Source organism: Ruania halotolerans (genome assembly GCF_021049285.1).
GTDB classification, from domain to species: Bacteria; Actinomycetota; Actinomycetes; order Actinomycetales; family Beutenbergiaceae; genus Ruania; species Ruania halotolerans.
Genome location: NZ_CP088017.1, coordinates 1,996,643 through 2,016,794 on the forward strand (window position 1 = coordinate 1,996,643; position 20,152 = coordinate 2,016,794).

A 20,152-nucleotide genomic window follows, 5' to 3' on the forward strand; every position below is an offset into this window, starting at 1 on the left:
TCCGTTGGAGTAAGGAGCCACTGATGGCCGACGACGTCCCTTCCGTTGATGCACGCGAGGTCACCGAGGTCCTTCCCGGCGTGTTCCGGGTGCGCGACACCTGCCACGTCTACGTGATCTGTGCCCCGAGTAGCGGCGGGCGGCGGACTGGCATTGCGATCGACTTCGGCTCCGGCCGGGTGCTGGATCTGCTGGAGGAGATGGGTCTGGATGCGATCACCGATGTGCTGATGACTCACCACCACCGGGACCAGGCGCAGGGACTGCCCCGGGCCGCCGCTGCAGGGATCGCGGTGCACGTGCCGCCGGTGGAGGCCGAGTTGTTCTCCGCCGTGGATCAGATGTGGGCCGCGCGCGAGGTGGGCAACAACTACAACCTGCGCACCGACAGGTTCTCCCTGCTGGAGCCTGTGCCGATTTCCTCGACGGTGCCGGAATACCGCGCCGCCACCTACGGCGGAGTGCAGGTGCGAGTCCTGCCCACCCCCGGGCACACCCCCGGATCGGTGACGTATCTGATTCAGAAGGGCCGCCGTCTGGCGTTCACCGGTGACCTGATCTATGCCCCGGGCAAGGTGTGGTCCTTGGCGGCCACGCAGTGGTCCTACACCGAGAATGAGGGCCCGACGATGGCGGTGCTCTCCTGCGACCTCCTCGCGGCCGAGGAGCCGGATGTGCTGCTGCCCTCACACGGTGAGGTGATGGATCCGGGTGTCGCGGCGCTGAAGCTGACTGGGGACCGGTTGTTGGAGTACGTGAATCTGCGCCGACCCGAACCCACCCGGATCCGGGAGAAGCTCGCGAACCCCTACCGCGCGCTCACCGAGCACCTGCTCGTCAATGAGTCCAGCGAGTCCCGCAGCTACGTGCTGATCTCCGCCACGGGTGCGGCCTTGATGATCGATTACGGGTACGACATGACCACCGGGTTGCCGCCCGGGCATGAGCGCGCCGCTCGTCGGCCCTGGCTGGCCAGCCTGCCCGGGCTCAAGGCGCACCACCCGGTCGCGCACGTGGAGGTGGCCCTGCCCACGCATTACCACGATGACCACGTGGCCGGGATGAACTTGCTGCGGGACGTCGAGGGCACGCAGGTGTGGAGTCCGGCGAACGTAGCCCCGATCCTCGCCGACCCAGTGCGCTACGACCTGCCCTGCCTGTGGCACGACCCGATCCGGAGCGACCGGGTGCTGGGAATCGGTGAGTCCTTCACCTGGCACGAGTACGAGATCACGGTGCACGAGCTGCCCGGTCACACGCTGTTCGCCGCTGCCTTCGAGTTCGAGGTGGACGGTGTGCGGGTGCTGGTGACCGGCGACCAGCAGGACGGGCAGGGCATCCCCGGGACGACGCGGGAAACCCGCAACTACCAGTACCACAACAGGTTCCGGATCACCGACTACCGGGACAGTGCCGCGCTCTACCACCGGGTGGCACCCGGCCTGATGATCACCGGGCATTGGAAAGAACGATGGGTGACGGAGGACTACCTCCAGATGCTCGCCGACGAGGCCGAGGAGCTCGTGCAGATCCACCACGACCTGCTGCCGCTGGAGAACCTGGACACCGGCGCGGACGGCGTGTTCGCGCGGATCGAGCCGTATCGGTCCACGGTCGCTTCCGACGAGGCCGCCACCTATGAGGTGTGGGTGCGCAATCCGCTGCGCGAAGCGACCACCGCCCATGTGGCTCCGGTGCTCCCGGACGGGTGGTCTGCCGTCGTGCCGGATCCGATAACGCTCGAACCCGGCGGCACCGCACGGGTGCCGTTCACGATCACGACCACCGGACCGGCTCGATACCGGGCCCGCATCGCCGTGGATGTGACCGTGGGCGATCTGCGCCTGGGCCAGCATGCCGAGGCGCTGGTGAACGTGTGCTGAGGCGTTGCCAGCGCCACCGCCGATCGCGTACCGTCTGATGTGGGAACGATGCCACGTTCAATGACGCACACGCGCCCTGACCATCCCCACTGCCCAGGAGCCCCTCTCCCATGAGCGACGCCGCTGACCCCGCGAGCCCCGCCACCGCCCCGATCGCGAACGCCCCCTCCGGCGCCCAGCCGGCCGGCCTGGACGGACGGCGCCCCCCGGCCGCACCGGACCGCACGCTCTACATGGTCGGCGCCACCCATCTGGACCCCGTGTGGCTGTGGCCCTGGCAGGAGGGCTATCAGGAGGCTCGCGCCACCTTCCGCTCCGCGCTGGACCGGATGGAGGAGTACCCCGACTTCATCTTCACCTGCGACCAGGTGGTGCTGCTGGCCTGGGTGGAAGAGCAGGACCCGGAACTCTTCGAACGCATCAAGGCACGCGTGGGCGAAGGTCGATGGGTGAACGCCGGCGGCTGGTGGGTGGAGCCAGACTGCAACATGCCCACCGGGGAGTCCTTCGCCCGCCAAGGTCTGATCGGGCAGCGCTACCTGGCCGAGAAGTTCGGGCAGAGCGCCACGGTCGGGATGAACGTGGACCCGTTCGGGCACAACGCGATGCTCCCGGCGATCCTTCGCGGCCAGGGGATGGACTCCTACACCTTTCTGCGCCCCGGCCCGGCCGAGGACGGCCGGCTCGCCACGGCGTTCTGGTGGGAGGCCCCGGATGGGTCCCGCGTGCTCGCCTACCGGATTCCGCATGAGTACTGCAGCCCGCCCGGGGACGTCTCCGGGCACACCGACAAGGCGCTGGCTGCGCTGGATCGCTCGCTCGGGGATCTGATGGTCCTCTTCGGCGTCGGGAACCACGGCGGCGGACCCACCAAGGCCAACATCGAGTCCATCCACCGCTACGACCGCATGGGATCCTTCGGAAGGCTGGTCATGTCCTCACCGCGGCAGTACTTCGACGAGTTCATCGCTCGCCGGGGCGGCATCGACAGCGAGGAGATGGCCGCACTGCCGGTCTGGAAGGACGACCTGCAGCACCACGCCTCGGGGTGCTACTCCGCCCATTCGGGCATCAAGGCCTGGCAGCGGCGTGCCCAGAACGCGGTGCTCTCCGCGGAACGATGGGCGGCCGTGGGCACCGCGCTGCACGGCCTGGAGCACCCGGGAGAGGACCTGTACCGCGCCTGGCAGCAGGTGCTGTTCAACCAGTTCCACGACATCCTGCCCGGCTCGGCGATCGAGCCGGCCTACGACGATGCCCGGGACCAGCTCGGTGAGGCGATCGCGATCTCCAAGCGGATCATCACCCGGGTGCAGAATGTGATCGCCCGGAAGGTGAACATCCCAGTGGATGAGGCGAGCCAACCGGTCCTGGTGTTCAACCCGCACCCGTGGCCGGTGCGCCAGGTGGTCGAACTGCAGTACGGTGCGCAGCCGCTCGGCGTGCACGTGGTGGACGAGGCCGGCCTCCCGGTGGCGGCGCAGAAGGTGCAGTCCGTGGCCACCACCGATGACAAGGGCCGCGCCGCCTGTGCGTTCGAGACGGACGTCCCGGCCTTCGGCTATCGCCTCTACCGGCTGTTGCGCGGGCCCAAGGAGATCGACGACGCGGGCCTCTTGGTGAGTGAGCGTGCGGGCGCCACGGTGGTGGAGAACCAGTTCTTGCGGCTCGAGCTCGATCAGAGCACCGGCTGGGTCCGTTCCCTGCTGGACAAGCGCACCGGTGCCGACGTGTTCGCCGGCGCAGCTGGTCCGCACACGCAGGTCTGCGACGACCCGACCGACACCTGGGGCCACCGGGTGGTCTCCTACGCGTGGCCGGGCGAGGAGATGCCTGCGGTGCGCACCGTGGTCCGCGAGTCCGGTCCGGTGCGGGCACGGGTCCGGGTGGAGCGCGCGTGGGGGCGGTCCACGCTCGTGGAGGAGTTCATTCTCACCCGGGAGGCTGACCACGTGGAGGTGCGCACCACGATCGACTGGCGCGAGGAGCACCACCTGCTCAAGCTGCGCTTCCCAGTGGCGCTGGACCAGACCGAGGCCACCTACGAGATCCCGTACGCGGCGATCGAGCGGCCCGTGGATGGCGCCGAGGAGCCGGCGCAGCAGTGGGTGAGTATCAGCGGTGCTCTCCGGGGTGATGGCGGCGCTCGTCGCGCCGGACTTGCCGTGGTGACCACCACCAAGCACGGCTACGACGTGTCCCCAGCCGAGAACGGTGCGGACCCGAGCATCGGCGTGACGGCGGTGCGCAGCCCGGTCTACTCCTGGCACGACCCGCGCCTGCTCGACCCCGAAGGCTTCTACGCGTTCCAGGACCAGGGCCCGCAGACGTTCAGCTATCTACTGGTCCCGCACTCGGGTGACTGGCGCGAGGCGGGCCTGACGCGCCGTGGCAATGAACTCAGTGCCCCGGTGCGGGCGATGCTGGAGTCCTTCCACGACGGCGAGCTCGAGCCGGTCGCGTCCTTCGCCGCCGACGGTGGCGAGCAGGTGATGATCACCGCCATCAAGATCACCGAGGACGCCCGGGGCGGTGACGCACCGGAGGTGATCGTGCGTGCGGTGGAGACCACCGGCTGCCCGGCACGTGCACGCTTGGAGCTGCCGATCGTCGGGCAGGTGCTGGAGACGGACTTCGGCGCGCACCAGATCCGCACCTTCCGGATCGTCGCCGACGGGAGCATCACCGAGACCGACTTGATCGAGTGGCCGCTTGAGGGCGGCCCGGTCGCGGAGATCAGCGCTCAGCCGCTGGGAGAGTGAACGCCATGGCCGGCCCGCACCTGGAGGTGGTCGTCGAGACTGCCGACGGCGTCCCGTGCGAAGCCTTCGAGGTCGAGGTGGCTGTGGGGGAGGCCGGGACCGCCGGACTGTGCCCGGTCACCGTACGGGTCCGGCATACCGGAACCTCGCCGGTGGCGGCCAGCGTCCGGCTGAGTGCCGCCGTACCTGACTGGACACCGGCCGATGAGTCGGCGCCCTGGTGGTTGATTCCGGGTGCCTTCTACGGCGAGAACCGCCCGGCCGAATGCGACCGCATCTTCCCACGCTTCGCCGTCGGAGAATCGGATCCCGAGACCATGGTGAGCCCGGCGTGGGAGTTCCGCGCCGACCGTTCTGCCACCCCGGCGGTCTTCGGCTGGACTGCGAGCGGCGGCGTGGTGCTTGTGGCCGAGGAGTCCTCCTCGCTCGGAATGACCGGACTCGGACTCGGCGCGGACGACGACGGTGCGCGCGTGCACTTGCGGTTCCCGTTCGCCGAGCACCCCCTTTCCTACGACGGCTCCCAGGTGCCCGCACCCGCGGAACGGACCAGCCACACGTGGCAGCCTGGTGAAGCCCGCGAGCTGACGGTGTGGGTCGCGGATCTGGACGCTGACTGGCACGGCTACGCGCAGGTACTACGGACGATCCACGGGCGCTGGGCCGATGGCGCACCGACCGAGCCATGGGTGAGTGTGCCCGAGGCCGCCGAGATCGCCGCAGAAGGACTGGTGCGCTGGCATTACGACCCTGACCCGGGTGTGCTGCTGGAGACGATCGGCTTCGATCGCGGGATCGGCGGCACCGATCGGCAGGCCATGCACATCGGCTGGGTCAGTGGCATTCCCTGGGCGCAGGCACTGCTCGCGCACGGGCATCGGACCGGGGACGAGGCAGCGGTTGCCGCTGCGGAGCGCGTGCTCGACTTCTGCACGGCCGAACTCGCCCCGAGCGGCACCTTCTGGGGCACCTGGTACCGGGCCTCAGGGTGGGCGCAGTCCTGGTCCCCGATCAAGGGTGCCCTGCACGCGCGCACACTCGGGGAGGCGGCCCTGTTCCTGGTGCGTGCACTGGGCACCCGATCGGCTGCCACGCACCCGCAGTGGCGAGCGGCCGCCGTCAGCAATCTGGACGTGATGATCGGCCGGCAGCGCGAGGACGGCAACCTCGGCACGCTGCACCATGCCCAGACCGGCCATGTGCTGAGCTGGTCCGGGGCGGCCGGACTCACCTGGGTGGCGGCGCTCTGCGAAGCGGGGGAGCAGGGGATCGATACCGGCGGGCGCTACCTGGCTGCCGCGGAACGGGCGGGGGAGTACTACGCACGGTTCGTGGACGAGGAGTTCCTCTACGGCGCACCCGAAGATGTGGATCTGGCGCCGAGCTCGGAGGACGGGTACGCCGCGGTACTCGCCTACGTGGCGCTGCATCGGCGCACCGGCGGGGCGCGGTGGCTGGACCTGGCCCGCCGCGCGGCCGACTGGATGCTCACCTTCCGGTACACCTACAACACCGTTTTCGATGAGCGCACCCCGCTGGGGATTTACGGCTTCGCCAGCCGCGGCGCGGACAACGCCTCACCCTCGAACCCGCATCTGCACGCCTACGGGCTGGTGTGCACGGCAGAGATGCTGCAGCTCTCTGACGCGCTGGGGGACGGCTACTACGCCGGCCGGGCCCTGGAGCACCTGGCCTGCTTCCGTCAATGCGTGCCGTGGGTGGACGGCGAGATGAACGTCTACCGCGGCATGATCACCGAGCGGTACTACCAGACGGCGGCCTTCCAGCCGAAGGGGATGATCCTCGGCCTCTCGCACGCGTGGAGCGTGGGCGTGCTGCTGCTGGGTGCCGAGCAGGCCATCGCTGCCGGCCGCAGCTGACCACCGGCCGCACCTGACCACCGGCCGCACCTGACCACCGGCCGCACCTGACCACCAGCAGCCCGCGCGTTGCCCCGATGTGTCGGTGAATCCGCGAGCGCAGCGACAGGTCGGGGCAACGCGGCAAGTAGATGGAGCAACGAGACGACTCGTCCGGACGTCTTCCTAGGGGCGCCGCCCCGAGCGGTCTAATCTTCGTGGACCGCCCCGGTGAGCGCGCCGCTATGGCACTGCTCAGGCCCGGCCGGAAAGCCAGCCGATCAGCCCGATCACGAGAAGCAGGGCGCCGAGGACGATGCCAATGAGGCTGAGCAGTGCGGTGCCGCGTTGCCACCCCGTCGGCGGGCCGATCCCCGGGCCCGGCGTGGTGCGGTCCATGGACCCGCCGAGGGCGACGACCCCGAACACGAAGGCGGCCAACCGCAGATCGGTGACATCTGTGGTGACGGTGCGAAACGACTCCGGCGACGCCACCCGGAGCACCAGGGCTGCGACCCCGGCGCATGCGCTCACGATCGCGAGCGTGGTCACGAGCCAACGAGCGCGGATGATGCGGGTCATCGTTGCGCCGAAACCGCCGCGGTTGGATCCTGGAGTGCTCACGGCTCCGACCGTATCGGTTGACGCTCCCGCGGGAGCATCCGGCTCAGCCCAGGTCAATCACCTCAACGGTGGTGGCGTACGGCACGCCGAGGCTGGGTCCGGCACTTGAGCAGATCTCGGTGAGGAACGCCTCCGGGTCGAACTCCCAGCTGAGGCCCTCGATGTAGGCGGCATGCTCCTTCAGGGAGGCGACCCCGTCGTCGAAGGTGGCGGTGACGTCCACGCCATGTGTCGGTTCCGGGGAGCCGGTCACCCAGACCTGCCGGACGCCATTCCACGGCTCGAGGCCGTCGGCGAGCTGGTCGTTGAAGATCCATCGGTTGCCGGCATCGCGCACGGCATCGATGGTGGCGCGGCCGGTGGCGATGTGGTCGGCCTGGTTGAGCACGCCTCCCGGGAAGGTGGGGTGGTGATTGCCCGTGATGACGATCTCAGGCCGGTGCGTGCGGACCTGCTCCGTGATCACACGGCGCAATGGCACGCCGTACTCGAGCACGCCGTCGGGGAGGCGGAGGAATTCGACCTGATCCACGCCGACCGCGCGGGCCGACGCGATTTGCTCCTTCTCTCGCAACGGTCCTGATTCCTCCGGTGCGATGGCGTCGATACCTGCCTCACCAGAGGTGACCATGCAGTAGATGACGGTCTTGCCCTGCCTGGTCCATCGGGCGACGGCCGCGGCGGTGCCGAACTCCATATCGTCTGGGTGGGCCACCACGGCCAGCGCGGTGGTCCAGTTCTCGTCGACGGTGGGGAGAGGGGTCTGGTCGGTCAACGGTGCTCCTGGGTTGCGGGTGTCGTGTCGGTGGTGAGCGCCTCGTTGACCGTGCGTGCACGGTCAACAGAAGCACCGTCGTCGGGTGGGTTGGTGGTGGGCGGGTCGAGCGCGGGAGGGGTACTGATCCACCGCAGTGCTGAGGTGCCCAGGCGGCCGGCCAGGCGGGCGGGCAGCGTAGGGACGTCTGCGGGCAGGCCGAGCATGGTGCGCCCCCATGCCGGAAGGCTCGCCGTGGCGGCGAGTGCGAGCAACCCGTATCCGTGGCGTGCTGGCGCCGGGACCGGGGGCCGGTGCAGGAGGAACTCGGCCACCTCGCGTGCCTCCTGGCTGCCGGTGAGCTCGGGCCGGTACCGAGCCAGCGCCGCGGTGAGTTCGGCACGGGAGGTGGGCACATCGGCGGCGCCGAGACGAGTAGCGACTGAACCTGCCTGCGCCACGTACTCGTCCTGCTCGGCGCGAGTGAGCTGACGGCGGCCGAAGAGGGTATGCGCGGTGAGGAAGGAGTCGATCTCGGCGATATGCACCCAGGTGAGCAGGTGCGGATCGTCCGCGCGGTAGGGGCGCCCGTCCGGGGCGGTGCCCAGGATGCGCCGATGGACCGCCTGCACGATCGCGATCGCCTGCTCGGCGTCCTCGATGGTGGCGTAGGTGGTGGTGGCGATGTAGGTGGCGGTGCGCGCCAGACGCCCCCAGACGTCTTCGCGGTAACGGGAGTGCTGGGCCACACCGGCCATCGCGAGCGGGTGCAGCGCCTGGAGCAGCAGGGCACGGATGCCCCCGATGTACATCGAGGTGTCACCGTGCACCACGCCGATGGGGGAGTCGGGGGTGAACCAGCGCGGGCCGGGAGTGCGGTGGATACGGTGCTGAATGCTGGCCGGGTCTGGACCGGCGACGCGTTGCATCAGCGCCGCGTTGAGGCGGATGCGAGCGTGGTGCAACGGGTGACGGGGCACTCTCCCAGTGTGGCCTACGCACGGGAAGATCTCGCGCGGCTCAGGAGCGCTGGAAGGCCGAACGGATTCGCACCCAGAGCGGATCGCGTTCGGAGACTCCCGAGACGATACCCATGACCCCGCCGATCTGTCCGAGACCGCACGAGATGCCGAGGGTGCCGACCACGGCGAACGCCGTGACCATGCCGGTGAAATCTCCGCGGACCTCGGCAGGAGCGAACAGCATCGACAGCCCGAAGATCCCGGCGAGGAACGCAAGGCTTCCGGTGGCGATGCGGGCGTAGATCGTCGGCTCAAAGTTCACGGTGCGCGCCTCAATCCACCCGGCGGCATGGCGCCGCCGCCCCCAGCGGGTGTACGGCAGCTTCATCCACCAGATGCTGGCCCGGACGAGCCGGCGACCGGTGCGCCAGAGCCGGACCAGCACGATCGAGGAGGCGGATGCGAGCAGCAGGCCCACGACGGCGATCCCCGCGACCAGAAGTTGCTCAGCAGTGGTGAATGCGGTGAACGATTGCGTGACGGCGTCAGCCGCCAGGCCCACGGTGACCGCACCGGCCGATGTACCGAGAAACGACGCGACGCCGAGGCCCCAGCGGCTCCATCGCTCATAGTCGGACCTCAAGAGTGCAGCAGCCTGATCGGCCTGTACCGCATTCACCTCGGAGTTGCCCTGCGCTTCGATCCACTGCTGAGACTGCGGGCGGACCCATGCGAAAGCCATGGCAGAAGAGTACGGCGCGAGCGCTGGCAGTGGCGTCGGCTACGCGGAAGCAGCGGGGACCTCAATTGGAATGATCAGCCTCGGCTGCGGTAGTCTCAACCCGGTTCGTTACGGCGGACCGGACGGGCTGTGGCGCAGCTTGGTAGCGCACTTGACTGGGGGTCAAGGGGTCGCAGGTTCAAATCCTGTCAGCCCGACACTGTGATGTCGCAGGACATCGGAATAGCCCGAACCCACGGATTGTGGGTTCGGGCTAGTTCTTTGTGGGGACGGTCCTGGGGGTCGCCCGGTGGGTTGGTAGCGCTTGGTGGGATCGAGGGCGAGTTCGCGCAGGATTTCGCCGGTGGCGGCGTCATGAGACCTCTCGTCGCCGACGCGCGTACACGGTCGTCCATTCGCGTCCGGTGCGACGGGATGCACGAAAGTCCTCGGTGCTAGCTTTGCTGCATGTCAGAGACGATGACTCTCGAGGACCTCTACAAGGATCTGCACGCGCATCCCGAGTTGGGCTTCCAGGAGCATCGGACCGCCGCTATCGCCTCCAAGCGGATGCGTCAGCTGGGTCTGACTGTCACTGAGGGCATTGGGGGCACCGGAGTTGCCGCGGTGCTGGAGAACGGCGCAGGCCCGGTCGTGTGGCTTCGAGCCGACATGGATGCTCTGCCGGTGGAGGAGAAGACCGGTCTGGACTATGCAAGCGCAGCCTCAGCCGTCGGTCCTGAGGGTTTCGAGACCCCGCTCATGCACGCCTGTGGTCATGACATGCACGTCACCTGGCTGATCGGTGCCATGGAGCGTCTCGCGCGGGATCGGACGGAATGGTCCGGCACGGTCGTGGCGATCTTCCAGCCTGCGGAGGAAACCATGACCGGCGCGAACGCCATGATCGCTGACGGTCTCCTCGATCGGGTGCCTCGGCCTTCGATTGTGCTCGGCCAGCATGTGGCCCCGTTCCCTGCAGGGGTGATCTCGCTGACCTCCGGTGCGGCAATGGCCGGCGTCGACGATGTCACCGTTGTTCTGCACGGCCAGGGTGGTCACGGTTCCCGCCCGGAAACCACGATCGACCCAGTACTCGCAGCAGCGACGACAGTCATGCGTCTTCAATCGATCGTTTCCCGCGAGGTCACTCCCGGGAAACTTGCTGTCCTCACCGTCGGCCGGTTGCACGCGGGCAGCAAGTCCAACATCATCCCGGATGACGCAACACTGGACATCAGCATCCGCACCATCGACCCCGAAATCCGCGACCGCGTGCTCGGTTCGGTGCGCAGGATCGTCGAGGGCGAATCCACAGCCAGCGGCATGACGACGCCGCCCACGATCACCGTCAACATGAGCGCCCCCGCCACCGTGAACTCCGATGAGCACACTGAGCGGTTGCGGGAGCGATTCACTGACGAGTGGGGGAGCGCAATCATCGACTACGGCACGGTCTCCGGCAGCGAAGATGTTGGCCAGCTGGCCGCAGCAGCAGACGCGCCACTCGTGTTCTGGATCATCGGCGGCGCAGACCCGGACACCGTGATGGCTGCCCGGGCCGTGGGCCGTTTCGAGCAGGACATCCCCAGCAACCACTCGCCGTATTTCGCACCTGTTCTGCGCCCCACGATCGAACGGGGAACTGAGGCACTCGTACTCGGCGCGCACACTTTCCTGACAACGCACTAACCAACAGGTCTCTGATGTGTCAGCACACAGCATCGGGTCCGCAACACCCGCGTGCTGAAGGAGAAGCCGGTCCGGCGGCTGGTCGGGCGTGCGTTGCTGGGAACCTTCGTGCCTATCGCGCTCGCCCTCATCGCGCTCCCGTCGGTGCACTGCCAGGGGTCTACCGAGATTTAGCTACGCCTCGGTATGGCTACCAAAAGAACGGAGCGAGAGGTCCTGCCAGTCTCGCCACGTGTCGAGGCGGTCGTGGTAGATCGCCTCGACGGCGGGGAATGACTTGCCGAAGAAGAGGCGGTGGGGCGGCTTGGGTGCATCGACTAGTTCCAGGATCGCAGCACGCGTCGCCCTGGCGTCTCCGACGTCCCAGCTCCCGCTGGCGCGAATGGCGTCGTACTCCGCAATCGGAGCACTGTGCCGCGAGCCGCGGTCGAGCCAATCGGTCTGGTACGGGCCGGGTTCCAGGTTGGTGACGTGGATGCCGAACCGCTCCACCTCCTGCCAGAGCGTCTCAGCGAGTCCCTCGAGTGCCCATTTGGAGGCGTGGTAGGCGCCGATGCCCGGGAATGTGCGGACGCCACCCTCGCTGGTGACCTGGATCAGGTGTCCACGCCCTTGATTGCGGAAGATGGGAAGCACGGCCTGGGTGACCCAGACTGCGCCGAAGAAGTTGGTCTCCATCTGCTCTCGCAGCTCGCGCTCGGTCAACTCCTCGACCATGCCGAAGTGGCCGTATCCCGCGTTGTTCACGACGACGTCGAGGACGCCGAATCGTGCCCGGGCCTGTTCGATCGCGTGGAAGACCCCGTCCCGATCGGTGACGTCCAGTTGCAGCGGCAGTACCGCGTCGCCGAATCGCTCGGCGTAGTCAGCGATCGCGTCGAGCGATCGTGCAGTCGCGACGACCCGGTCTCCCCGCTCCAGGGCCGCCTCGCTCCAGTGGCGGCCAAAGCCGGTAGACGTGCCTGTGATGAACCATGTCTTCATGTTCTCTCCTTCGTTCACTGGTCCATCGTCGACCGCATTGAAACAATCCACCAGCGAATGTTTGGCATGACAAATATGCCGCATTGGACTACCTGCTCTAGGGTCGTGACGTGACCTTTGAGACGAGCACGCTGGCACTGCGCGTGCTGCGATCAGTGGCCGAGACCGGATCGTTCACCGCCGCGGCCGATGCCCTGGGCTACACGCAATCGGCGGTGTCGAAGCAGATCAGAGCCCTGGAAGGGGCGGTGGGGGCGCTTCTGTGCGAGCGCGGTGCGCGAGGAGTGCGGATGACCCAGGCGGGTGCGATCCTGGCGTCGCGCGGCACCTCCGCGCTCGACCAGTTGGATGCCGCGCAGCGTGCGGTCCGCGACCTCGGCAACGCACTCACGGGCACTGTGGCGCTCGGGGGATTTCCCACCACGGCCGTCTGCCTCGTGCCGCGAACGATCGGAAGGATCGCCCGCGAGCACCCTCAGATCAGCGTCGAATTCACGGAGGCCGGAACACCGGCCCAGATGCGCCGTCTCCGCGCCGGCCGGCTCAACCTGGCGATCATCGCGGTCGGTGAGGGCCTGCCCGATTACGACCTGGAGGGAGTGAGCACCGAGCCGCTGACCGGCGGCCGCTTGCGGGTCGCCGTCCCAGAAGGACATCGGTTCAGCAGCCTTGAGGTCGTCCCGGTCAGCGAACTCGTGAACGAGATATGGATCGGGGGTCACGGGGCCCAAGGCCATCCCCAGTTCGGCGCGTGGCCGACCATCGCCAACCCCACCGTCGCCCTCAAGACCGCCGACTGGACATCTCGTCTCGGGTTCGTCGCAGCGGGAATCGGCATCACGACGATCCCGGCCCTGGCCGCAGCGGCGGTCCCGGCCGGGGTCATCACCATCCCGGTGCAGGACTCTCGTGCCCATCAACGCGAAATGCGCCTGGCCTGGGTAGGTGAACTCTCCACCGCCTCGCAAGCGGTGCAAGAAGCCCTCCATCTCGAAGCCAAGAAGATCGGCTCACAGTGATGATGCCTCGGCGGTGTAGTTCGGTATCCCTGCCGTGGACGGCCTGGGCGACGGTCTTGGCCACGATGGTGGAGGCGATCGCTCCGAGATGTCCCCGATGTCGTGAGACACGGTGGTGACATCGGAAACCCCTGAAAAAACCACGGTTGTGGGTTCAGGGGTTTCGTTGTTGGTGGGCGGGCCACTGCCGACGGCGCAGGCTGTGGTGCTCGCCGAACGTCAAACGGCGGGCGGGACGGCCACGACCTTGCCGTGGACCTCTCCCGCGTCGGCCTGTTCGTGGATGGCGGGCAGCTCGCTCAGCGGTACCCGCTGGGCGATCTCGACGTGGAGGTCGCCGCTGTCGACGAGGGCGACGAGGTTCGTGAGCACGTCTGCGTCGGGGTGGACGAAGATCGTGGCCGCGCGCACGTTCCGCTCTTCGTCGCCGGGCGTCGTCACAGTCGGCGTCGTGGACACGACGACGCCGCCATCGCGGACCCGTGCGACCAGGGCGGCGAACCCGTCGGGCGTGATCGGGGCCAGGTTGAGCAGTACATCGACAGGCTCGGTCACCGCGTCGAGCACGGAGGTCGCTGTGTGGTCGATGATCTCGTCCGCACCGGCCGCCTTGACGATCTCCCTGCTACGCGGGCTAGCTGTCGCGATCACGTAGGCACCGGCGCGCTTGGCCAGTTGCACGGCGTATCCGCCGACCGGGCCGCCGGCGCCGTTGATCAGCAATCGCTGGCCGGCCTTGAGGTCACCAGCCTCGAACAGCGCCTGTGAGGCAGTGAGCCCCACCGACGGCAACCCGGCAGCATCCGGTAATGGGATCCGAGTGGGCGCCTTCACCAGTACGTTCGCCGGGGCGACGACGTACTGCGCTGCCGAGCCGTCGGCATCCATGGGGATGAATCCGACCACGCTCTCGCCCACGGTGAGGCCTTGTACTCCTTCGCCCAGAGCGTCGATCGTGCCGGAGACGTCGTAGCCGGGAACGTGCGGCAGCGTGATCGGGATCGGCAGGAACCCGCCGCGCATTCCGCCGTCGGCCGGGTTGTATGCCGACCCGGCGACCCGGATGCGCACCTCTCCCGCACGGGGGGTCGGCTGGTCGACGTCCTCGTAGCGCAGAACTTCTGGGCCGCCTGCTTCGTGGAACCGTACTGCCTTCATGATGGTTTCCTCTCGGTGATGTGCTTCGAAGTTGAAGCAATATGAGCGACACTAGCAGTGCTTCGAACTGGAAGCAAGTGCTTCGAATTGGAACGATTGGTAGACTCGCGCCATGACCTCTTCGCCCACCTCTCTGGATGCCACACAGCTCGGTGCGTACTTCGCCCTCATCGAGGCGAGCAGTCTGCTGAAGCATGCTGTCGAGCAGCAGTTGCGCGAGGCAGGGGATCTCAGCTACGTGCAGTTCCAGCTCCTCGCCACGCTCGGCGACTCCCCGGAAGGCAGCCGCCGGATGACCGATCTGGCGGACGGCGTCGTGTACAGCCGCAGTGGGCTGACCTATCAAGCTCAGACGTTGGAGAAGCGGGGACTGGTGACCCGGACACCGTCCTGCGATGACGAGCGCAGCACGACCGTCACGATCACCGAGGAAGGGCGTGCCGTTCTCGCGCAGGTCTTCCCGGGGCACGTGGATCTCCTCAACGACCTGCTGTTCGCCGCGCTGTCCCGCTCCGACATCGAGACATTGGCCAACGTCCTCACTCGCGCGCGAGATCACATGCGTCGGACGCCGCCAAGGTCGGCGACATCACGACGGCGCAAGAAGACGGCCGACGCTGACCAAGCTCCGCAGAACTGACACATCCCCTGGCGGAGGTCGGGGCGCGAATAGCGCCGCGTATCTGGCGTGGTGTCAGGTCCTCAGTCAGTGGGGCGGTGACGATCCGGCGAACCCACGGCTATGGGTTCGCCGCCACTGCGTTGCTGGGCCGGGTCGTTGGTGCCGCGGTCAAGCACCAGTGCGCACGTGGCTGACGCGCCAGGCGACCGCGAGGATGGATCCCATCGCGATCGCTGCCACCGCGACGGCGAGCCCGCCGTAGGCGGCAAGGTCGACTGCAGAGGCCGGGTTGCCGAGGAGGCCGACCCCGGCTCCGGCCAACGCAGGGATCGCAGCGACCGTGCCGATCGCAATCGCCGCCGCCGCAACGAACACCGCCTCGGCACCAGCCATCGCGAGCACCTGGACGCGGGTGGCGCCGACCCTGCGCAACAGCTGGAACTCTGGACGCCGGGCGCCAGTCAGCATGGCCAATGTGTTCAGGGCTGCAAGTGCCACGAATATGAGCAGCACCAGTGACAGAGTCGCCGAGAGCCGCTGGGACCCGGCCCCCACAGCCGTCGACTCGGCGGCGAACTGGGCCGGAGTCACCGCCTGCAGGCCCAGGGCTGCGATCTTGGTCCGCACGCCCGGCTCGGCGCCAGTGCCCAGCCCAATCAACGCTGTCGCGGCCGGCGAGGCCGCGCCGATCTGCGCTGCGGTCGACCCCGCGATCAGATAGTCCCCGAAGCCGAGACCACGGTCGTAGACCGCCACGATGGTCAGTGGCTGCTCCTCATGTCCGGACCGGCGCAGATCGACAGTTCCGCCGATCCCATTACCCGAGCCAATGAGCACGTCCCTGCTGACGGCGATCGTGCCCGGCTCGCCCAGCTCGGTAAGCGTGCCCGCACTCACCTGGGGATCGAGGAGGTCGGTGCTGCCGGGACTGTCGAGGCTGCGGATCATGGTCGGCTCCCACAGCAACGCGGCGAGTGCATCGAGCTCGTCGTCTTGATCGATCCTGACCTCGGCACCGAAGGTGGACGTTGCGGTGAGCCCGCTGACCCCCGGGATGGCGGCGAGGCGGTCCACCTCGGCCTGGCTCAGACCGGCCTCAGACCTCACCACGAGATCGGCCCGCACACCCTCACGCAGTTGAACCTCCGCCGTCGTGAGCAACGCGGAGTTCAGGCCCGCCTGCACGGTGCCCAGGGCGAGGAGCAAAGCCAACGGAACGATCGCCGTCGTCAGCCGCCGCGAGAAGCCCCGAGCGTTGGCAACCGCCAGGATCAGTGCCGGACGACCCGTGGGGCGGATGACCCAAGCCGCCCACTGGGTGATCCGGTGGATGATCAACGGGCCACCGCACGCCGCGGCCGTGATCAGAAGCAGCGCCGAGGAGGCTCCGGCCGCGCTGCCGAGGGTGCCGGGTACCACGAACGGCGTTGCGGCGGTGAGGATTCCTGCCGCGGCGGTGGACATGGCGGCGATGCGCCGGGGCCGGCTCAAAGCTGACGACTCATGGCCAGAGCTGCCCAGCGCCTGAACCGGGCTGGCCCGCAGGAGCTGACGCGAGGCCAGGCGGGCGGCGAGCAGCCCGGTGGGGACCAGGATCACCAGCACGGCGAGAATCGACCCAGTGGGAATCCCGACGGTGATGCCTTCCGGCACCACGCCACCTTGCACCAGCAGCGGCGTGATCAGCCGGGCTGCCAGCACACCGGGGATGATGCCCAACGGTGCCGCCACGGCGAACACCAGCAGGGTCTCGGCGCTGGTTTGGCGGCGGACCTGTCGCGGGGTCGCGCCCAGGGTGCGCAACAGGGCGAACTCCCGTGCCCGCTGCCGCAGCGCAGCCGCGAACGTGGTGGACACGACCAGGATGACGATCAGGACAGCGGTACCTGCGAACGAACTGGCGATCGTGGTGAGGAAGCCTGCCTGTTCGGCGCCGTCGCGGGAGGCGCCGATGCCCGCTTCGATCCATGCGCCGGTGGCCGTGAGCAGCATGGCGGCCACCAGGACGATGGCGAAAGTGCCGGCGAGACTGGAGCGGTGCCCGCGCACCGCCGAACGGGCAAGCGTCCAGGCGGCGCTCATCGGGACAGCTCCTCGAGTCGCGCGCGGATCTGACCCGCGGTGGGTGCCATCAGGTGCGAGACGAAACTTCCATCGGCCAGGAACAGCACCTCGTCCGCCGTCGAGGCGACCTGAGCGTCATGGGTGACCAGCACCAGGGTCTGATTGAGCCGGCGGGCGGTGGTGCGCAGCACCTCCAGTACTTCGGCACCGGTACGGGCATCCAGTGCCCCCGTCGGTTCGTCGGCGAAGACCACCGTGGGCCGGGCGATCAGCGCCCGGGCGATCGCAACCCGCTGCCGCTGCCCCCCGGACAGCTCGCTCGGCAGGCGCTCGGCGATCCCGTCCAGTCCCACGGCAGTGAGCAGGAACTGCTGCCACTGCGGGTCTGCGCGACGACCGTCCAGTAGCAGCGGCAGCTGAACGTTCTCGGCGACGCTCAGATGCTCGATCAGGTTGTAAGACTGGAAGACGAAGCCGATCTGCGACCGGCGCAGCCGCGTCACCTGATCCGGTGACAGGGTGGTCAGGTCGGTGTCCCCGATGAAGACCTGGCCGCTGGTCGGCGCGTCGAGGCCGGCAGCGCAGTTGAGAAAGGTGGACTTTCCCGAACCGGACGGGCCCATCACCGCCGTGCTCGAACCGGGAATGAGCGCCAGTGAGACCGACCGCAGCGCCTCGATGGTGCCAGGCCCATTCGGGTAACTCTTGCGCACCTGCACGAGCCGGACCGCGGTGTCTAGTCCGGTGGGTGCCGATAGGGCGATATTCATGGGAGGGTCCCTTCGTCGCGGACGGGATTTCCGCCTGACTTCGACGTTAGGGATTGGCGCTGCGGGGCTCTAGCGGCCGGCGATGCAACTCACCAGCTTGCATCGTTCGAAGCAAGGACTGCTCCCGGCCTCATCCCGCAGGCTCAGTCCTCACCGGTGGGCGGCACCGTGACGATGTGGTTCTGATAGGCCCACACCACGGCCTGCAGGCGCGAGCGCACGCCGATCTTGGGCAGCATCCGAGCCAGGTGCGACTTCACCGTTGTCACCTCGACCACCAGCGAGCGGGCGATCTCCTCGTTCGACATGCCCTCAGCAAGGAGCAGCAGGATGTCGCGTTCGCGGCTGGTGAGCAGTTCGGCGCCGCGCTGGGCAGTGACCGGCTGGAGGGAGCGGCGCTGGGCGAACTCATGCAGCACTCGGCGGGTGAGCGTCTGATCGATGGTGCCCAAGCCCGCAGCCACCTGGCGCACCGCTCGCACGATGGTCTCCGGTTCGGAGTCCTTGAGCAGGAAACCGGAAACTCCCGCCTCCAGCGCCCCGAACACGTAGTCATCCAGGTCGAAGGTGGTCAGAACGAGCACCGGTACCGGAGCGGCGACGCCGGCCCCGCACAGTTCGCGCGCGGCACTGATGCCGTCTCGGCCGGGCATCCGCACGTCCAGGCAGACCACGTCGGGGCGCAGTGCCCTCGCCTGCTCGACCGCCTCGATGCCGTCGGTGGCGGTGGCCACAACCTCAATCTCCGGCTCGGACTCCAGCAGCGCTGTGAGCCCGGCTCGGGCCAGGGCATGATCATCGGCGATCAGCACGCGGATCATGTCGCCTCCCGCTCGCTGGTCCGCGGGATCTCCAGCCGCACCTGCCAACCGCCGTCCACCACCGGACCGTAACTCAACTCGGCACCGATGAGGTCGGCGCGTTCCTGCATACCGCGTAGTCCGAAACCGCCGCGGCCGGGCGCCGCAGCGGACTGGGCCGGCTCGTTGCGCACCGTGATGACGACGGTGTGTTCGCCTCGGTCGTCCACCTCGACCGATCGGCCTGCGCCAGGGGCGTGCAGCCGTGCGTTCGTCAGGGATTCCTGCACCATCCGGTAGGCGGTCAGGTGTGCGACGGGTCCGAGCCGGTCGCCCAGGCTCGAGGTGTCCGCGCCGAGGATACTCACCTGGATCGGCTGGCCATCGGCGCTGAGCTGGTCCACCAGTTCCGGCACCGCGGCCAGGGTGAGGGGCCGTTCCTCGCTGCCTTCGGCACGCAGCAGTCCGACGAGCCGGCGCAGGTCATCCAGGATGAGACTGGTCTGCTGGCGCATGAGCCGCACGGACGTCCTCGCCGCCTGCGGATCGGAATCGATCTGCCGGTCCACGGCGGCAGCCATCAGCGCGATTCCGGAGAGGTGGTGGGCCGCGATGTCATGCAACTCCCGCGCCATCGTGGTGCGCTGGGCGGCGATCGCGGCCTGCACCAGCGCGTCTCGCTCACTGGCCAGGGCGCGCAGCTCCTTGTGGTGGGCTTCGCGTGCGTCCCGCCGTGCGGCGACCACCAGCGCGATCAACAGCGGAGCGCCCACGACGACGATCGACTGGCCCAGTGCAGCTGCGGCGACCAGACCCGGGCCGAGCCCGGTGGCGGCGAGCATCTCGTTGGCGGCATAGGCGACGGCGAACATCACCACAGTTCCGGCGAGCGCCCATCGCAACCGGGTGAGTGGGCGGGTGAGCGCTGCGCGGTACACCGTGACGAGTACCGGCACGGAGGTGAGTCCGAACGCCGCGCCGTGTGCCGGCCACACCATGAGCAGTGGAACGGCTGCCACCAGGAGCACGGCACCGAACGGGAATGATCGCGCTGCGGCGGCGACGGCTGCCTGGGCCGTGAGCCCGCCGATCAACCACCACAGGGTCGGGTTCACCAGGGAGGTCGCCGGCATCTCCTCACCCGCGAGTGCGGCCACGGACGGCAACGCCACCACCAGCACCATCGCCACCAGCCACGTCACCACGCCAACGAGCAGGTCTTGTCGGTGCACCAGCGCAGCGAGCCGATGCATCGCAGATCCCCTCCAGGTCGTGTCCTGCCGGGATCCTATCGGTCGTGCGAGAGCCCTGCGCCGCCGCACCGAACACGCAGGAGGCCGACGGGGCCGGACTCGCCTGCTGTGATGACGCCGCGTGCTCGCGTGCTCGCGTGCTCACGTGCCGATGTCCGCGACAGCGAGTGCGGGCGTCAGGGCCGCCGTCTGCGCTAGGTCGTCTGTATCGGGCACGTTCACGTT

At 68.3% G+C, this 20,152-nt stretch carries 16 protein-coding genes and 1 tRNA gene; 7 read left to right on the forward strand and 10 right to left on the reverse strand.

The window, feature by feature from the left end; translation table 11 throughout:
• Positions 1-23 precede the first annotated feature (23 nt).
• The 3 genes from LQF10_RS08775 to LQF10_RS08785 all read left to right on the forward strand — a co-directional run bounded on the left by LQF10_RS08775 (position 24) and on the right by LQF10_RS08785 (position 6,525).
• A complete protein-coding gene (locus LQF10_RS08775) occupies positions 24-1,883 on the forward strand; it encodes an MBL fold metallo-hydrolase (RefSeq protein ID WP_231067090.1) in 1,860 nt (619 codons plus the stop codon).
• Between the two features lie 110 nt (positions 1,884-1,993).
• Positions 1,994-4,645, forward strand: coding sequence for an alpha-mannosidase (locus tag LQF10_RS08780; protein ID WP_231067091.1), 2,652 nt, complete (start codon positions 1,994-1,996; stop codon positions 4,643-4,645).
• A gap of 5 nt (positions 4,646-4,650) precedes the next feature.
• The gene (locus LQF10_RS08785; protein WP_231067092.1) at positions 4,651-6,525 is read left to right on the forward strand and encodes a YyaL domain-containing protein; all 1,875 of its coding nucleotides are present in this window, start codon (positions 4,651-4,653) and stop codon (positions 6,523-6,525) included.
• Positions 6,526-6,759: 234 nt separating this feature from the next.
• On the opposite strand, the gene LQF10_RS08790 is transcribed toward LQF10_RS08785, so the two are convergent.
• The 4 genes from LQF10_RS08790 to LQF10_RS08805 are packed head-to-tail and all read right to left on the reverse strand — an operon-like array spanning position 6,760 to position 9,586.
• Entirely contained in the window at positions 6,760-7,128 is a 369-nt protein-coding gene (locus LQF10_RS08790; RefSeq protein WP_231067093.1) for a hypothetical protein, read from the reverse strand.
• Between the two features lie 43 nt (positions 7,129-7,171).
• The gene (locus LQF10_RS08795) at positions 7,172-7,903 is read right to left on the reverse strand and encodes a PIG-L deacetylase family protein (protein WP_231067094.1); all 732 of its coding nucleotides are present in this window, start codon (positions 7,901-7,903) and stop codon (positions 7,172-7,174) included.
• A complete protein-coding gene (locus tag LQF10_RS08800; protein ID WP_231067095.1) occupies positions 7,900-8,862 on the reverse strand; it encodes an oxygenase MpaB family protein in 963 nt (320 codons plus the stop codon). Before LQF10_RS08800 ends, LQF10_RS08795 begins: the two co-directional genes overlap by 4 nt.
• A gap of 40 nt (positions 8,863-8,902) precedes the next feature.
• Entirely contained in the window at positions 8,903-9,586 is a 684-nt protein-coding gene (locus LQF10_RS08805) for a hypothetical protein (protein WP_231067096.1), read from the reverse strand.
• Between the two features lie 123 nt (positions 9,587-9,709).
• Between LQF10_RS08805 and LQF10_RS08810 the strand changes: the two genes are divergently transcribed.
• Both LQF10_RS08810 and LQF10_RS08815 read left to right on the forward strand, forming a co-directional pair.
• Positions 9,710-9,783: transfer RNA gene (locus LQF10_RS08810), tRNA-Pro, on the forward strand.
• A gap of 250 nt (positions 9,784-10,033) precedes the next feature.
• Positions 10,034-11,257, forward strand: a complete 1,224-nt coding sequence (locus LQF10_RS08815) for an amidohydrolase (protein WP_231067097.1) — start codon at positions 10,034-10,036, stop codon at positions 11,255-11,257.
• A gap of 174 nt (positions 11,258-11,431) precedes the next feature.
• On the opposite strand, the gene LQF10_RS08820 is transcribed toward LQF10_RS08815, so the two are convergent.
• Positions 11,432-12,241 carry an SDR family NAD(P)-dependent oxidoreductase gene (locus tag LQF10_RS08820; protein WP_231067098.1) on the reverse strand — a complete coding sequence of 270 codons (810 nt, stop codon included), beginning with the start codon at positions 12,239-12,241 and terminating at the stop codon, positions 11,432-11,434.
• Positions 12,242-12,351: 110 nt separating this feature from the next.
• On the opposite strand from LQF10_RS08820, the gene LQF10_RS08825 reads away from it, so the two are divergent.
• On the forward strand, positions 12,352-13,260 hold the full coding sequence (locus tag LQF10_RS08825; protein ID WP_231067099.1) for a LysR family transcriptional regulator: 909 nt from the start codon (positions 12,352-12,354) through the stop codon (positions 13,258-13,260).
• A gap of 219 nt (positions 13,261-13,479) precedes the next feature.
• Here LQF10_RS08825 and LQF10_RS08830 read toward each other — a convergent pair whose 3' ends face one another.
• Positions 13,480-14,418 (reverse strand): NADP-dependent oxidoreductase, encoded by a 939-nt coding sequence (locus tag LQF10_RS08830; protein ID WP_231067100.1) that lies wholly within the window; start codon positions 14,416-14,418, stop codon positions 13,480-13,482.
• Between the two features lie 112 nt (positions 14,419-14,530).
• Here LQF10_RS08830 and LQF10_RS08835 point away from each other — a divergent pair, with 112 nt between their 5' ends.
• Positions 14,531-15,058 (forward strand): MarR family winged helix-turn-helix transcriptional regulator, encoded by a 528-nt coding sequence (locus LQF10_RS08835; RefSeq protein ID WP_231067101.1) that lies wholly within the window; start codon positions 14,531-14,533, stop codon positions 15,056-15,058.
• A 150-nt stretch (positions 15,059-15,208) separates the two neighbouring features.
• Here the strand turns inward: LQF10_RS08835 and LQF10_RS08840 are convergent, their stop codons facing one another.
• The 4 genes from LQF10_RS08840 to LQF10_RS08855 form a co-directional block, all read right to left on the reverse strand.
• Positions 15,209-17,122: an FtsX-like permease family protein gene (locus tag LQF10_RS08840; protein ID WP_231067102.1), complete on the reverse strand. Its 1,914-nt coding sequence runs from the start codon at positions 17,120-17,122 to the stop codon at positions 15,209-15,211.
• A complete protein-coding gene (locus LQF10_RS08845; RefSeq protein ID WP_231067103.1) occupies positions 17,119-17,874 on the reverse strand; it encodes an ABC transporter ATP-binding protein in 756 nt (251 codons plus the stop codon). Before LQF10_RS08845 ends, LQF10_RS08840 begins: the two co-directional genes overlap by 4 nt.
• Before the next feature lie 143 nt (positions 17,875-18,017).
• Complete coding sequence (locus LQF10_RS08850) at positions 18,018-18,695, reverse strand: response regulator (RefSeq protein WP_231067104.1); 678 nt, start codon at positions 18,693-18,695, stop codon at positions 18,018-18,020.
• Positions 18,692-19,927 (reverse strand): sensor histidine kinase, encoded by a 1,236-nt coding sequence (locus tag LQF10_RS08855; RefSeq protein ID WP_231067105.1) that lies wholly within the window; start codon positions 19,925-19,927, stop codon positions 18,692-18,694. Before LQF10_RS08855 ends, LQF10_RS08850 begins: the two co-directional genes overlap by 4 nt.
• Positions 19,928-20,152 lie beyond the last annotated feature (225 nt).

Coding starts and splice junctions, on each gene's coding strand:
- LQF10_RS08815 (WP_231067097.1), top strand. CDS start 10,034: ATGTCAGAGACGATGACTCTCGAGGACCTCTACAAGGATCTGCACGCG.
- LQF10_RS08845 (WP_231067103.1), bottom strand. CDS start 17,874: ATGAATATCGCCCTATCGGCACCCACCGGACTAGACACCGCGGTCCGG.
- LQF10_RS08785 (WP_231067092.1), top strand. CDS start 4,651: ATGGCCGGCCCGCACCTGGAGGTGGTCGTCGAGACTGCCGACGGCGTC.
- LQF10_RS08780 (WP_231067091.1), top strand. CDS start 1,994: ATGAGCGACGCCGCTGACCCCGCGAGCCCCGCCACCGCCCCGATCGCG.
- LQF10_RS08840 (WP_231067102.1), bottom strand. CDS start 17,122: ATGAGCGCCGCCTGGACGCTTGCCCGTTCGGCGGTGCGCGGGCACCGC.
- LQF10_RS08835 (WP_231067101.1), top strand. CDS start 14,531: ATGACCTCTTCGCCCACCTCTCTGGATGCCACACAGCTCGGTGCGTAC.
- LQF10_RS08820 (WP_231067098.1), bottom strand. CDS start 12,241: ATGAAGACATGGTTCATCACAGGCACGTCTACCGGCTTTGGCCGCCAC.
- LQF10_RS08855 (WP_231067105.1), bottom strand. CDS start 19,927: ATGCATCGGCTCGCTGCGCTGGTGCACCGACAAGACCTGCTCGTTGGC.
- LQF10_RS08850 (WP_231067104.1), bottom strand. CDS start 18,695: ATGATCCGCGTGCTGATCGCCGATGATCATGCCCTGGCCCGAGCCGGG.
- LQF10_RS08805 (WP_231067096.1), bottom strand. CDS start 9,586: ATGGCTTTCGCATGGGTCCGCCCGCAGTCTCAGCAGTGGATCGAAGCG.
- LQF10_RS08775 (WP_231067090.1), top strand. CDS start 24: ATGGCCGACGACGTCCCTTCCGTTGATGCACGCGAGGTCACCGAGGTC.
- LQF10_RS08830 (WP_231067100.1), bottom strand. CDS start 14,418: ATGAAGGCAGTACGGTTCCACGAAGCAGGCGGCCCAGAAGTTCTGCGC.